13 protein-coding genes are annotated in these 14777 nt (G+C 52.8%); 4 read left to right on the forward strand and 9 right to left on the reverse strand.

What is annotated here, in order from left to right; all coding sequences use genetic code 11:
• Nucleotides 1-158 precede the first annotated feature (158 nt).
• The 3 genes from xylF (at nt 159) to CYQ09_RS11540 (ending at nt 3316) form a co-directional block, all read left to right on the forward strand.
• Nucleotides 159-1163, forward strand: coding sequence for a D-xylose ABC transporter substrate-binding protein (gene xylF / locus CYQ09_RS11530; protein WP_239495949.1), 1005 nt, complete (start codon nt 159-161; stop codon nt 1161-1163).
• A 96-nt stretch (nt 1164-1259) separates the two neighbouring features.
• Complete coding sequence (locus CYQ09_RS11535) at nt 1260-2564, forward strand: sugar ABC transporter permease (RefSeq protein WP_106358063.1); 1305 nt, start codon at nt 1260-1262, stop codon at nt 2562-2564.
• Nucleotides 2564-3316, forward strand: coding sequence for an ATP-binding cassette domain-containing protein (locus CYQ09_RS11540; protein WP_106358064.1), 753 nt, complete (start codon nt 2564-2566; stop codon nt 3314-3316). The genes CYQ09_RS11535 and CYQ09_RS11540 overlap by 1 nt, the downstream gene beginning before the upstream one ends.
• A 58-nt stretch (nt 3317-3374) precedes the next feature.
• On the opposite strand, the gene glpK is transcribed toward CYQ09_RS11540, so the two are convergent.
• The 8 genes from glpK to glpD all read right to left on the reverse strand — a co-directional run bounded on the left by glpK (nt 3375) and on the right by glpD (nt 12577).
• Entirely contained in the window at nt 3375-4868 is a 1494-nt protein-coding gene (glpK, locus tag CYQ09_RS11545; protein ID WP_106745572.1) for a glycerol kinase GlpK, read from the reverse strand.
• Between the two features lie 111 nt (nt 4869-4979).
• Nucleotides 4980-6701, reverse strand: coding sequence for an ABC transporter substrate-binding protein (locus CYQ09_RS11550; protein WP_106745573.1), 1722 nt, complete (start codon nt 6699-6701; stop codon nt 4980-4982).
• 81 nt (nt 6702-6782) lie between these two features.
• Complete coding sequence (locus CYQ09_RS11555) at nt 6783-7055, reverse strand: DUF2160 domain-containing protein (RefSeq protein ID WP_106745574.1); 273 nt, start codon at nt 7053-7055, stop codon at nt 6783-6785.
• 15 nt (nt 7056-7070) lie between these two features.
• A complete protein-coding gene (locus CYQ09_RS11560) occupies nt 7071-7898 on the reverse strand; it encodes a carbohydrate ABC transporter permease (RefSeq protein WP_106745575.1) in 828 nt (275 codons plus the stop codon).
• The gene (locus tag CYQ09_RS11565; RefSeq protein ID WP_106745576.1) at nt 7898-8770 is read right to left on the reverse strand and encodes a carbohydrate ABC transporter permease; all 873 of its coding nucleotides are present in this window, start codon (nt 8768-8770) and stop codon (nt 7898-7900) included. Before CYQ09_RS11565 ends, CYQ09_RS11560 begins: the two co-directional genes overlap by 1 nt.
• Nucleotides 8770-9855 carry an ABC transporter ATP-binding protein gene (locus CYQ09_RS11570; RefSeq protein ID WP_106745577.1) on the reverse strand — a complete coding sequence of 362 codons (1086 nt, stop codon included), beginning with the start codon at nt 9853-9855 and terminating at the stop codon, nt 8770-8772. Before CYQ09_RS11570 ends, CYQ09_RS11565 begins: the two co-directional genes overlap by 1 nt.
• A 1-nt stretch (nt 9856) precedes the next feature.
• Nucleotides 9857-10945: an ABC transporter ATP-binding protein gene (locus CYQ09_RS11575; protein ID WP_106745578.1), complete on the reverse strand. Its 1089-nt coding sequence runs from the start codon at nt 10943-10945 to the stop codon at nt 9857-9859.
• Nucleotides 10946-10972: 27 nt separating this feature from the next.
• Nucleotides 10973-12577, reverse strand: coding sequence for a glycerol-3-phosphate dehydrogenase (gene glpD, locus CYQ09_RS11580; RefSeq protein ID WP_106745579.1), 1605 nt, complete (start codon nt 12575-12577; stop codon nt 10973-10975).
• A gap of 284 nt (nt 12578-12861) precedes the next feature.
• Here glpD and CYQ09_RS11585 point away from each other — a divergent pair, with 284 nt between their 5' ends.
• Complete coding sequence (locus CYQ09_RS11585; protein WP_106745580.1) at nt 12862-13626, forward strand: DeoR/GlpR family DNA-binding transcription regulator; 765 nt, start codon at nt 12862-12864, stop codon at nt 13624-13626.
• 124 nt (nt 13627-13750) lie between these two features.
• On the opposite strand, the gene purU is transcribed toward CYQ09_RS11585, so the two are convergent.
• A complete protein-coding gene (gene purU / locus CYQ09_RS11590) occupies nt 13751-14635 on the reverse strand; it encodes a formyltetrahydrofolate deformylase (RefSeq protein WP_106745581.1) in 885 nt (294 codons plus the stop codon).
• Nucleotides 14636-14777 lie beyond the last annotated feature (142 nt).

Consider the following 14777-nt stretch of genomic DNA (forward strand, 5'->3'; position numbering starts at 1 on the left):
GCAGCGTAAGTTGATATAAATATTTTTCAATGATTACAACGCTCTTTATCAGTTTGACAAAACTGTTAGCGCTAGCCATATTTCCGCATGTTACGGCCCTCGAAGGCCGAGTTCTGGGAGGATATCAAATGAACAAATATGTTATTATCGCTGCAGCGATGGCTGCGGCAATGCCGGCAACTATGACGTTTGCAGAAGGTCACTCAATGACCGTTGGCGTGAGCTGGTCCAACTTCCAAGAAGAGCGTTGGAAGACAGACGAAGGTGCTATCAAAGCGGCTTTGGAAGCTGCCGGCGCTGAATATGTTTCAGCTGATGCACAGTCATCTGCTGCGAAACAACTGACAGACATCGAAAACCTGATTGCACAGGGCGTTGATGCGCTGATCGTTCTTGGCCAAGATACTCAGGCTGTTATTCCTGCGGTTCAGGCTGCTGTTGACGAAGACATCCCTGTCGTTGCCTACGACCGTCTGATCGAAGATGACCGTGCGTTTTACCTGACTTTCGACAACATCGAAGTTGGTCGCCTGCAAGCTGCTGCTGTCTTGGCTGTTCAGCCGACAGGTAACTACGTGATGATCAAAGGGTCGCCGACTGATCCAAACGCAGACTTTCTGCGCGGCGGTCAGCAAGAAGTACTGCAAGCCGCAATCGATTCTGGCGCGATCACTATCGTTGGTGAAGCGTACACTGATGGTTGGCAGCCTGCGAACGCACAGCGCAACATGGAGCAAATCCTGACAGCGCAAGACAACAACGTTGATGCTGTTGTCGCGTCTAACGACGGTACTGCTGGTGGTGCGGTTGCTGCGCTGACAGCGCAGGGGATGCAGGGTATTCCTGTCTCTGGTCAAGATGGTGACCACGCTGCGCTGAACCGCGTTGCTGCGGGTACACAAACTGTGTCCGTCTGGAAAGATGCACGTGAACTGGGTAAAGCAGCTGGTGAAATCGCTGTCGCGCTTGCGGGCGGTACTGCACCTGCTGATGTTGATGGCGCTGTGACATTCACAACACCGGGCGGCAACGACATGAACGCAGTATTCTTGTCGCCAGTTCCGGTAACAGCTGACAACCTGTCAGTCGTCGTTGACGCGGGTTGGATCACACAAGAAGCACTGTGCCAAGGCGTCGAAAACGGCCCGGCACCTTGTAACTAATCGCAGTTAATCTGTGAGTTGAGCGCGCCGCTCCGATGTATATCGGGGCGGCGCATCCGCTCTAACACCTTAAAAATCGAAAACGCGGGACAGCATATGACTGATAGCACCCAACCTTCTGGATCTACCCCGGCCCAGACGAAACGAAACATTTTCCAAAGCCTCGAGCTTGATGCACGTTTGCTTGGTATGATTGGGGCCTTAATCGCGATCGCGATCGGCTTTAGCATCGCAACCGGGGGGAACTTTCTGACGCCTCGGAATATTTTTAACCTAACCGTGCAGACCGTATCAGTTGCGATCATGGCGACGGGCATGGTTTTCGTCATTGTGACCCGTAACATTGACCTATCTGTTGGTGCATTGCTCGCGATTTGTTCTGCTGTCATCGCGATGATGCAAGCGCGTTGGTTGCCAGGTTACTTTGGTTTTGAACTTGGGTCGCCGTGGATTGCCCCGCTTGCTGTTATCTCAGGCTTGCTGATTGGTACTTTGATCGGTGCGTTTAATGGCGTGTTGGTTGGATACCAAAAGATCCCCGCATTTATCGTCACGCTGGGTGGCTTTATGGTTTGGCGGTATTCAGGCTGGTTCTTGACTGAAGGCCAAACAATTGCGCCGCTGGACCCCACCTTTAATCTGCTTGGTGGCGCCGAAGGTACGCTGGGTGAATTCTGGAGCTGGATTGTCGGTATTGTGGCGTCACTTGCCGCTGTATGGAGCGTTTACAAAGCGCGCCGTAACCGGACCGAACATGGTTTCCCAACCAAGCCACTTTGGGCGGATGGCACAATTGCCGGTGTATTCGTTGTTGCGATCTTGGGATTTGTGGCGACGTTGAACGCGTACAACATTCCCAAAGGCAAAATGCGTCGCATTTTCGAGGCACGCGGCGAAGTGATGCCCGAAGGTTTTACGCAAGGACACGGTCTGCCGATTTCGGTTATGATCTTGATTGTCGTTGCCGTTGTTATGACCGTTGTCGCCAAGAAAACGCGCCTTGGCCGTTACATCTTTGCTACGGGTGGTAACCCAGATGCCGCAGAATTGTCCGGGATCAATACTCGGCTCCTGACGGTTAAGATTTTCGCAATCATGGGCTTCCTGTGTGGCCTATCGGCAATCGTTGCGCAGGCGCGTTTGCAGTCGCACACGACCGATATCGGTACGCTGGACGAACTGCGTGTCATCGCGGCTGCCGTTATCGGTGGTACGGCCTTGGCCGGTGGCGCTGGTACGATTTACGGTGCTATCTTGGGTGCGATGATCATGCAGTCGTTGACATCTGGCATGGGTATGGTCGGTGTCGATAGCCCGCTGCAAAACATCGTTGTTGGTGCAGTTCTGGTCTTCGCCGTCTGGATTGACATCGTATATCGTCGCAAAACGGGAGACGTATAATGACTACGCCACTTCTTGAAATGAAGAACATCTCTATCCGTTTCGGCGGTATCAAGGCGGTTGATAACGTATCAATTAGCCTGATGCCTGGCGAAGTTGTTGGTCTGTTGGGCCACAATGGTGCGGGTAAGTCGACGCTGATCAAAATCCTAGCTGGTGCCTATAAGGCCGACGAGGGCGAGATTTTTGTCGATGGCAAAAAGGTCGAGATCAACAATCCGCGTGATGCACGTGCGCAAAACATCGAAACGATCTTTCAGACGCTTGCGCTGGCGGATAACCTTGATGCCGCGTCAAACCTATTCTTAGGTCGTGAAATCACAACGCCTTTGGGGTTAGTTGACGATGCAAAGATGGAAGCTGAATCGCGCAAGATCATGGCGCGTTTGAACCCCAACTTTCAGCGTTTCTCTGAGCCTGTTCGGTCACTTTCAGGCGGTCAACGCCAGTCAGTTGCGATTGCCCGTGCGGTGTATTTCAATGCGCGCATTTTGATCATGGATGAACCAACCGCTGCGTTGGGTGTCCATGAAACTGCGATGGTTGCTGATCTGATCAAAGAACTAAAAGCCCAAGGCTTGGGCATCTTTCTAATCAGTCACGATACACGTGAAATGATGGAACTGTGTGACCGTGTGTCTGTCATGAAAAACGGTCAGATGATCGGTAACGAACGCGTCGAAGACGTGACCGAAGACGATATCCTGTCGATGATCATCATGGGCAAAAACCCAAAGCGTGACGCAGCTTAAGGCGCGAATGCATCAGAATAGAAAAGGGCGGCAGGTGTAGACCTTGCCGCCCTTTTTGTTAGCTGGTGACCGACATTGTGGCGGTCACCGCTTTTTTCCACGCGTCATAGCGTCTGGTGCGTTGGGCATCAGGCATTGCCGCTTCAAACGTGCGTTCGCAACGCCAGCGCTCTGCGAACTCGGTCTTTGCCGGATACAAACCAACATGCTGTCCGGCAAGCCATGCAGCCCCCAGCGCGGTGGTTTCCAACACCTCTGGTCGGTCCACGGACGCACCGATAATATCAGCAAGGAACTGCATCGCCCAATCAGATGCGCTCATCCCGCCGTCAACGCGCAGGGTCGGTTGGACGCCTTCGCCTTGCCAATCGGCATGCATCGCTTCGATAAGATCGCGGGTCTGATAGCCCACGCTTTCAAGCGCGGCGCGGGCCAGTTCGGCAGGGCCAGTGTTGCGCGTCAGCCCATAAATCGCACCGCGACATTCGGGGTCCCAATAGGGCGCACCAAGGCCTGTAAAGGCTGGTACAAGTATCACGTCTTGACTATCATCCGCAGTTTGGGCAAGCGGCTGGGTCTCAGCCGCATCCCGGATAATCTTTAGCCCATCGCGCAGCCATTGCACGACCGCACCCGCAACAAAGATTGATCCTTCGAGCGCGTAGGTCGGTTTGCCATCTAGCTGATAGGCGATCGTGGTCAGCAGCCGGTTTTGCGATGCGACCGGAGTATCGCCCGTGTTCAACAGTGCAAAACACCCCGTACCATAGGTGGATTTCAACATGCCGGGTTCAAAGCAGGCTTGCCCAACGGTCGCTGCCTGTTGATCGCCAGCAACGCCGGTGATTGGTACTGCCCTTCCAAACAGGTCAGGGCGTGTGGTGCCAAAATCAGCGGCGCAGTCTTTGACCTCGGGCAGCATATTGCGTGGGATATCTAAAAGGTCGCAGATCGTCGTGCTCCAACGTCCTTTGTGGATGTCGTACAGCATCGTTCGGGCCGCGTTGGTTGCGTCAGTGACGTGCGATGCACCCCCGGTCATCTTCCAGATAAGATAGCTATCGACCGTGCCGAACAGCAGATCGCCGTTGCGCGCGCTTTCGCGGGCACCGGGGGTGTTGTCTAAAATCCATTTCAGCTTGGTCGCTGAAAAATACGGATCCAATAGTAGCCCCGTGCGGGCAGTGATCATATCGGCATGGCCCGCTGCAGTCAGTTCGCGACAGAATGCGGCTGTGCGACGGTCCTGCCAAACGATGGCATTGTGAACCGCCTGGCCTGTGTGTTTATTCCAAACGACTGTGGTTTCGCGCTGGTTCGTAATGCCTATTGCGGCAATGTCTTCGGGGCGTAACCCAGCGCGTTCAATCGCCGAACGGGCGGTTCCCGCAACCGTCGACCAAAGATCATCTGGCGCGTGTTCGACCCAACCGGAATCAGGAAAATGTTGTTCGAATTCTTCTTGTGCAGAGGCTACGATTTTCATGTCGCGATCAAATACGATCGTGCGTGAAGATGTGGTGCCCTGATCAATGGCAAGGATATGTGTCATGTGACTATCCTATCCCTATTTATGCGTGATGGAAAAGCGCGACGGCGGTTAAAACCGTCGTCGCGCCAATGGTGTCACGGGCAGAGAGGCCGCCCGCGACGGGAGTTCAGTTTACTGCCAAGACTGGATCAGCTCGTCATAAGAAACCGTGATCGGTTCTTCGTCGGTGCTTTCCAAGGCTGCCTTTGGCGAACCCGGCTGGCTTAGCCAGTATTCCGCTTCCATTTCGTCGTTCATGAGTGGGCCTAGATCACCCTGAACGCCTGCGCGCTCAAGCCGTTCCAGAACGCGTTCTTGTTCCGCGCATAGGCTGTCCAGCGCTTCTTGGGCGGATTTCGCACCAGAGGATGCATCCCCGATGTTCTGCCACCACAGTTGCGCCAGCTTTGGGTAGTCAGGGATGTTGGTGCCTGTTGGCGACCACTGAACCCGCGCTGGTGAACGGTAGAATTCAACCAAACCACCCAGACGCGGTGCGCGCTCGGTAAAGCTTTCGTGGTTGATTGTGGATTCACGGATAAACGTCAGACCAGCGTGCGACTTTTCAACGTCAACCGTCATCGAAGTCACGAACTGCGCGTATAGCCAAGCAGCTTGTGCGCGATCCAACGGTGTAGATTCCATCAACGTCCAAGACCCTGCATCCTGATAGCCGACTTTCATGCCGTCTTCCCAATATGCGCCGTGTGGGCTTGGGGCCATGCGCCACAATGGCATGCCGTCTTCGTCCAGAACGGCCGCAGCACCTTCGCCAACCATGTCGGCGGTGAATGCGGTGTACCAGAACATTTGCTGGGCGATGCTACCCTGTGCCGGAATTGGCCCCGATTCAGAGAACGTCATGCCAGCTGCAGCAGGTGGGGCATAGTTGGTCAGCCAATCCACATAGCTTTCGATGGCGTAAACAGCAGCAGGAGAGTTCGTCGCGCCGCCACGTGCCACGCATGATCCGACAGGTTGGCTGTTGTCATTAACGCGCACACCCCATTCATCGACAGGCAGACCGTTTGGTTCGCCTTTGTCGCCCATACCAGCCATGGACATCCACGCATCAGTAAAGCGCCAGCCGAGTGACGGGTCTTTTTTGCCGTAATCCATGTGACCATAGATTTCAGTGTCGATGCCCATGTGGCTTAGGTCGCGGTTGGTAAAGAAGGCAGCGATGTCTTCATATGCGGACCAGTTCACAGGCACGCCAAGGTCATAGCCGTATTCAGCTGCGAAATCTGCCATGTTCTTTTCATCGGTGAACATGTCGTAGCGGAACCAGTACAGGTTCGCGAACTGCTGTGTTGGCAGTTGGTAAAGCTTACCATCGGGCCCAGTCGTAAAGTCCAAACCGATAAAGTCAGCAAGGTCTAGTGTTGGGCTTGTGACGGCGGCGCCTTCACCAGACATCCAGTCGCTTAGGTTACGCGCCTGTTGGTAACGCCAGTGCGTACCGATCAGGTCACTGTCGTTCACGTAGGCATCATAGATGTTCTGACCAGACTGCATTTGCGTTTGCAGTTTTTCCACAACATCGCCTTCGCCTATCAGATCGTGAGTGATCTGAATGCCCGTGATTGCGGTGAATGCAGGGGCCAATACGTTGGCTTCAAATTCATGCGTCGCGATGGTTTCAGAAACCACACGGATGTCCATGCCTGCATAGGGCTGGGCCGCATCGATAAACCACTGCATTTCTGCTTCTTGGTCCGCACGGCTAAGGGCTGAGCGTTCGATTGTGCCGTCTAGAAAGTCGATCGCAGCAGCCATGTCAGCATGGGCAACATTGCCCAGTACCGCAAAGGTCAGCGCCATCGCTGTGGTTGATTTCAAAGGTAAGTTCATTATCTTATCTCCTCCCGATAGTAGAACTTTTCATTTTTGTGGCCGTGCGGCAGTTTTTTTGCCGCACAGCGTATCGACTGATCAGACCCAGCGAAAAACCGCGCCAGCGTAGATCAGGCAGACCAGCAGCGCATAGGGCTGCGGTCCAATCTCAAGGCCGAGCCAAATCAAATTCAGAAAGGCTGATCCCAAGAGCGTGATGAATAAACGGTCACCACGGGTCGTTTCGATCCGAAGAACGCCAACACGCGGCGTTTCCGGAAATTTGATTGCAAGGATCGTAAAAATCACAAGCAAAGTTGCGATCACAACAAAGAAGATCGCGGTCGGTGTTGTCCATGCCATCCATGCCATGTGCAGTCTCCTTTGTTATACGCGGCCTAGGGCAAAGCCCTTGGCGATGTAGTTACGTACGAAATAGATCACGAGAGCGCCGGGAACGATGGTCAGAACACCCGCTGCCGCCAGAACGCCCCAGTCCATACCTGATGCGGAAACCGTCCGGGTCATGGTGGCTGCAATCGGTTTGGCGTCGATTGATGTTAGCGTGCGGCTAAGCAGCAATTCGACCCATGAGAACATAAAGCAAAAGAACGCCGCGACCCCGATTCCGCTGGCGATCAGCGGCGTAAAGATACGGATGAAAAAGCGCCCAAAGCTGTAACCATCGATATAGGCTGTTTCGTCGATTTCCTTTGGTACGCCGCGCATGAACCCTTCGAGGATCCAAACCGCGAGCGGGACGTTGAACAGGCAATGCGCTAGGGCCACCGCGATATGCGTATCGAACAACCCAACAGAGCTATATAGCTGAAAGAAGGGCAGGGCGAAAACCGCAGGTGGTGCCATCCGGTTTGTGAGCAGCCAAAAAAACAGATGCTTGTCACCGAGGAATGTATACCTCGAAAACGCGTAGGCGGCAGGCAGGGCTACGGCCAAGCTGATCACCATGTTCAAGACCACATAGATCATAGAGTTGACGTAGCCCATGTACCAACTGGGGTCGGTCAGGATCTTTGCATAGTTCGCGAACGTCAGATCACGCGGCCAAAGAGAAAACCCTCCCAAGATTTCCGCGTTGGTTTTCAAGCTCATGTTTAGCAGCCAATAGATCGGCAGCAGTAAGAACAAGAGGTAAAGTCCCATCACGATCGCCGATGTGTTGATCCGGCGGGATTTGATTGTTGAATGAGCCATCACACGCCGTCCCGTTTGTCGAGGTTCGTCATCACGGTGTAGAACACCCATGAAATCAATAGGATCACGAGAAAGTACATGATCGAGAATGCAGCCGCTGGTCCAAGATCGAACTGACCCATCGCCATTTTCACAAGGTCAATCGACAAGAATGTCGTTGCATTGCCGGGGCCACCGCCCGTGACGACAAAGGGTTCGGTATAGATCATAAAGCTATCCATGAAGCGCAGCAGGATAGCGATCATCAGAACGCCTGCCATCTTTGGCAATTCGATATAACGGAACACTTTCCAACGCGACGCTTGGTCGATCTTGGCGGCCTGATAATAGGCATCAGGGATCGACTGTAGCCCAGCATAGGCTAGCAGCGCCACAAGTGAGGTCCAGTGCCAAACATCCATGACGATCAACGTGGTCCATGCCGCAATGAAATCTTGGGTATAGTTGTACGAAATCCCAAGTTTATCAAGCGTATAACCAAGAAGGCCGATATCGACGCGACCAAAGATTTGCCAAATGGTCCCGACGACGTTCCAAGGGATCAGCAGGGGTAAAGACATCAGAACCAGACAGAAGCTCGCCCAGAAACCTTTCTTAGGCATGTGCAGCGCGACAAAGATACCAAGCGGGATTTCAATGGCTAGAATAATAACTGAAAAAGCTATTTGGCGTGTGAGCGCATTCCACATACGTTCTGAAGCCAACATTTCACGGAACCATTCAAGACCGGCCCAAAAGAACTGGTTGTTCCCAAACGTGTCTTGGACGGAATAGTTTACAACGGTCATCAGCGGAATTACCGCTGAAAACGCAACAAGGATCAGAACTGGAAGAACCAGAAACCATGCTTTTTGATTGACGGTCTTGTTCATTACGCTGCCTCCTGCTGCGATTGGACGCGCCAGTCGTCGGCGTAGACGTTGATCCCCTTGGGATCGAATACGATGCGGCTGGTGTCGGCTGCGATATTTGCGCCTTCGTCAGCGATGGCCGCGATCGGCTGGCCGTTCACGTCTAGGCGAACAATCTTGTGCCGCCCGACGTCTTCGATACGTTTGATGCGGGCAGGAATGCCGGTGCCATCAGCTGATAGTTTAATGAATTCGGGACGGACGCCAACTTGCGTGCGGCCAGTTTGCGGCGTGTACCCCGCGCCCAAATCAATTTGGGTGCCCGCGATTGATGCGGTCGATCCATCGATCGTGGCATCAAATAGGTTCATGCCGGGCGATCCGATAAAGTACCCGACAAATGTATGCGCGGGACGTTCGAATAGTTCTTGTGGCGTGCCAATCTGGACAACGCGCCCATCGTACATCACCACAACTTTGTCAGCAAAGGTCAGCGCCTCTGTCTGGTCGTGGGTCACATAGATCATCGTGTGACCAAATTCATGATGCAGCGCCTTTAGCTGTGTGCGCAGTTCCCATTTCATATGCGGGTCGATCACGGTCAGAGGTTCGTCAAACAGCAGTGCGTTCACATCTTCGCGGACCATGCCACGACCGAGCGAAATCTTTTGTTTTGCATCAGCGGTCAGCCCGCGCGCCTTTTGGTTTAACCTGTCTTCCATCCCAATCATCGCGGCGATTTGGTTCACACGTTGCGCGATATATTTAGGATCGTCGCCACGGTTGCGCAGTGGAAAGGCAAGGTTATCGCGGACAGTCATCGTGTCGTAGACAACGGGAAACTGGAAAACCTGCGCGATGTTGCGCTCGGCGGTTTGCGCATGTGTGACGTCTTTGTCGTCAAACAAAATACGCCCCTGACTAGGATGCAGCAGACCCGATATAATATTGAGCAGCGTCGATTTCCCACAGCCCGAGGACCCAAGTAGGGCATAGGCTTCTCCGTCGGTCCAGTCGTGGTTCAATTCCTTAAGCGCAAAGTCGTTTTCGCTGCTGGGATTGGGCAGGTAGGAATGTGCGAGGTTATCAAGTGTAATCTTTGCCATGTTACGCAGCCTCTGCATATGGGGCAGCGGACACCAATGCGCCGTCAGGCGAAAAGATATACGCATGCGCAGGATCAAGATAAACCTTGAGCGGTTGTCCGATAGATAGATCACGGACACCATGCACAAGACCGACCCAGCGTTCGCCATGGTGGTCTAAATGGACAAATGTTTCGGACCCGGTGATTTCGGTCACAGTCAACCGTGTTGCGAATTCCAATGTGTCTGCGCCTTGTGGCTCTAACTCTAGGTGGTTCGGACGGAACCCAGCCATGTAAATCCCATCTGGTAGGTCCGCCAATTGGCTAGGTGCGGCGGCGCCTTGTCCATCACCGAAGGAAATGTTGCTGCCGGACTTAGTCACGTTGATAAAGTTCATGGGCGGATCAGAAAACACGCGTGCGGTGGTCGCATCGCTGGGGCGGCGGTACACCGTTGGTGTGAGACCAAATTGGGTTATGCGACCTTCCCATAGGGTGGCCGTGTTTCCGCCAAGTAGCAGGGCTTCTTCTGGTTCGGTCGTTGCGTAGACAAAAATCGCACCAGATTCTTCAAAAATACGTGGAATTTCAGCGCGCAACTCTTCGCGCAGCTTATAATCAAGGTTGGCAAGCGGCTCATCCAGTAAAACTAAACCAGCCTTTTTGACTAAGGCACGCGCGAGCGCACAGCGTTGCTGCTGACCACCCGAAAGCTCTAGAGGTTTGCGGTCAAGCATTGGCGACAACTGCATCAGCTCTGCTGCTTCTTTCACCGCTGCGTCAATCTCTTGCGCAGATTTGCCCATCAGTCGCATCGGTGAGGCGATGTTTTCGTAAACAGTCATCGATGGGTAGTTAATGAACTGTTGGTAAACCATGGCAACCTTGCGATCCTGAACGCGCATGCCAGTGACATCATCGCCGTTCCAAAGGATTTTTCCGGTATTGGGTACGTCCAATCCTGCCATCAGCCGCATCAGCGATGTTTTACCAGCCGAGGTCGGCCCAAGCAGGACGTTCATCGTCCCTTTTTGAAGCGTAAGATCTGTCGGGAAGATGTGTGTCTTCCCGTCAACGACCTTAGACACTCCCTCCATTTTAAGCGTCATTTTTGTTTTTCTCCCCCCGGGCGGTTCTTAGGCCGCGTCTTTCCTTAGGACGTCGGCACGATTGGCCTGCATCCATTCATCTAATACCGATATTTGATCGGCAGATAGTCTGAGCCCCAGCTTACTACGACGCCAGACGACATCCTCTGCTGTGCGGGCGAATTCATTCCGCATTAGCCACACGATCTCGGCTTCATAAAGGTTCGCACCAAAGTCTTTGCCTAGGTCGGTATAGCTCTGTGCTGTGCCCAAGATTGCGGGTGCTTCTGTGCCATAAGCGCGAACCAAACGAAGCGCATGTGTGGGTGTCAAAAACGCATAGTCGTGCGAAAGTTCGGCAACCTTGATGTCGAACGCTGATACCTCGAAATCACCTCCGGGCAGCGCAACACCTGCCGTCCATTTGTCGGGGAGATCGGGGAAATATGCCTTAACCTTATCCATAGCACTTTCAGCCAGTCGTCGATAGGTTGTGATTTTTCCGCCAAAGACGTTCAGAACGGGCGCGCCGCCTGTGTTATCCACTTTGAGAGTATAATCGCGTGTGGCTGCCGTAGCAGAGCTTGCCCCATCATCGTAAAGCGGGCGCACACCTGAGTAGGACCAAACCACATCTTCGGCTTTAATCGTTGATTTGAAGTAGCCATTCGCAAAATCGATAAGATAATCGCGTTCGTCGTCGGTACAGATCGGCGGAACAGAAGGGTCTTCATGGTCAGCATCGGTTGTCCCGATCAGGGTAAAATCCGTTTCATAAGGGATAGCGAAAATAATCCGGCCATCGGTTCCTTGGAAGAAATAGCATTTATCGTGATCATATAGTTTACGGGTAACAATGTGGCTGCCACGTACAAGGCGCACATCTTCGGTACTGTTTACCCGTAGCTTTTGGTGAATAATATCGCCGACCCACGGCCCCGCAGCATTGATTAGCATGCGTGCACGAACGACTTTGGTTTCATTCGTATCCAGATCTTCGATGATCACTTCCCATAAGTCATCAACGCGCTCTGCTTTGATGACTTTGGTTCGGGTCATGATTTGTGCACCGCGTGCAACAGCATCACGCGCATTCAAAACCACAAGTCGGGAGTCTTCGATCCAACAATCAGAGTATTCGTATGCTTTGGCAAACTTATCGTCCAGCGGTGCGCCTTCGGGGCCGCTGCGTAAATCGACAGTCGACGTGGCGGGTAGAATTTTGCGGCCACCTAGGTTGTCATACATGAACAGCCCAAAGCGGATCAGCCACGCTGGGCGGCGGCCCTTTAGCCACGGCATGATGACATTCAACAGCTTGGATGTTGGGGTATTACCTTCGAACCGCATGTCGTTGTGGTAGGGTAGAACGAACCGCATTGGCCACGAAATATGGGGCATCGCACGCAATAGCGTTTCACGCTCGATCAGTGCTTCGCGTACCAAACGGACTTCGAAATATTCGAGGTACCGCAATCCGCCGTGGAACAGTTTCGTTGATGCTGATGACGTAGCAGATGCCAGATCGGACATTTCGGCCAAGGTGACCGTTAAGCCACGACCGACCGCATCACGTGCGATTCCGCAACCGTTGATGCCGCCACCGATCACAAAGAGATCGCGTACATCTTCTGATGTCTGAGAATGTGGCAACTGGTTCTCCCCCTACCAAGAGCCGATGGATTTCGAAAATTTATGCAGCGAGTCGCGTGCAAATGGAAGTAGATTTTGTTCGTTTGCGTTCGAATTTTTGTAATTCATTGATTGTAAACGTAAAATATCACGACTTGATTTAGCCTTCTGCTATTTGGATCGTGCGAAATGTCTAAAATCGAACATAAACGAATATTTTCATTGTCTAATTTCGCGAAAACGAACTAGTGTTATGTGCGTTGCCGGGGGAAACGATACCAAACGCGCAGTAAACAGGGGGGGCAATGGCACAAACATTCAGAGCGCCAGAGATCATCGATATCGCGCGCCGCGAGGGCAAAGTGACCGTTGAGGGTCTGGCAGAGCATTTTGGCGTGACGCTGCAAACGATACGTCGCGATTTAACAGAGCTTGCAGATGCGGGGCGGCTTGAACGGGTTCACGGCGGCGCGATCCTACCTTCGAGCACAACAAATATTGGCTACGAAGATCGTCGCATTTTGAACAATCAACAAAAGGTCGACATCGCCCGCGCCTGCGCAAGCGAATTGCCAGAGGATTGTTCGGTGTTCCTAAACATTGGTACCACAACAGAGGCCGTCGCAGCCGAATTGTTGAACCACCGTAACCTTATGTCAGTGACTAATAATATGAACGTGGCAAATATTCTGGCCGCAAACCCTGACTGTCAGGTCATTGTTACTGGCGGTAGCTTGCGCCGGTCAGATGGTGGGTTGGTGGGCAGCATCACCACGGACACGATCCGAAAATTCAAATTCGACTATGCTATTATCGGATGCTCGGCTTTGGATGATGACGGCGACTTACTTGATTTCGATATTCACGAGGTGGGCGTCAGTCAGGCGATCATTGAACAATCACGGCACGTTTTTGTTGTCACAGACCACACGAAATTTCACCGATCTGCCCCTGCAAGAATCGGGTCACTTGCGGCTGTCGATGCAATTTTTACCGATAGACCTGTGTCTGAGAATTTGCAGGCCCGCTGCGATGCTTGGGGCACGCGCGTCATTTGTACGCAAAGCTAGGGAGTTGGATGAGCGTTTTTCTATATGTAGGCGCCACTCTCACTTCTGCGCTGCAATTGGCGTGATGAGAGTAACGACAACATGACATGCTGCGGCGGTAAACTTTTGAAGAAACGTTACCGCGCTAACCCATTCGTTCTGAAGCGTATGATCCGGGCGACGCTGGGAACACGACCGTCTTGTTTCCGTTAAGGAATACACGCCCATGAATATGTGCGTGGATCGCGCGGGCAAAGACTTGGGCTTCTACATCACGCCCCAACGATACGTAGTCATTCGGGGACTGCGCGTGTGTGACGCGGGTGGTATCTTGTTCGATGATGGGGCCTTCGTCGAGGTCGGCAGTCACATAGTGGGACGTTGCGCCGATCAGTTTTACACCGCGTTCAAACGCCTGTTTGTAGGGGTTCGCACCCTTGAATGAAGGTAGGAATGAATGGTGGATGTTGATAATCCGTCCAGACATTTGCTTGCACATCTGGTCCGACAGAATTTGCATATAGCGGGCAAGCACGATCAGTTCGGCGCCGGTGTCTTCGACGACTTGCATGATACGTGCTTCGGCGTCTGGTTTATTTTCTTTGGTGACTTTGATGCAATGGAAGGGGATGTCATGGTTCACGACGACCTTTTGGTAATCCATATGGTTCGAAATTACGGCCACGATTTCAATGGGCAGCGCGCCAATTTGCCAACGATAAAGCAGATCATTCAGGCAGTGACCGAAACGTGACACCATGATGATGACCTTGGGCTTGACGGATTCATCAAAGAATTCGGCTTTCATATCGTATTTGCCTGCGATGCCTGCAAACCGTTCTTCAAGCTCGGCCAAGGTCACGCCTTCTTCGGATCGAAAGCTATTGCGCATAAAGAAATAGCCGGTGTCTTTGTCGTCAAACTGTGAACTGTCGGTGATGTTGCAACCCTGTTCAGCAAGAAAGGTTGATGTCTCGGCGACGATCCCGCGGGTCGATTTACATTGTACGCGAAGGGCAAAGTTAGTCATGGCGAATGGTGCTCCGGCTAGTTCGGACGGCGTCTGGTCGTGTCTGACGTTTGTGATAATGGCGTTCTTGCGCCCTTGACTACATCAAAGCGACGCCTGAAGCGCCGGAATAGACACTTCTAGATTTCCGATCCGACACGCG

Origin of the sequence: Yoonia maritima (assembly GCF_002933395.1) — a bacterium.
GTDB classification, from domain to species: domain Bacteria; phylum Pseudomonadota; class Alphaproteobacteria; order Rhodobacterales; family Rhodobacteraceae; genus Yoonia; species Yoonia maritima_A.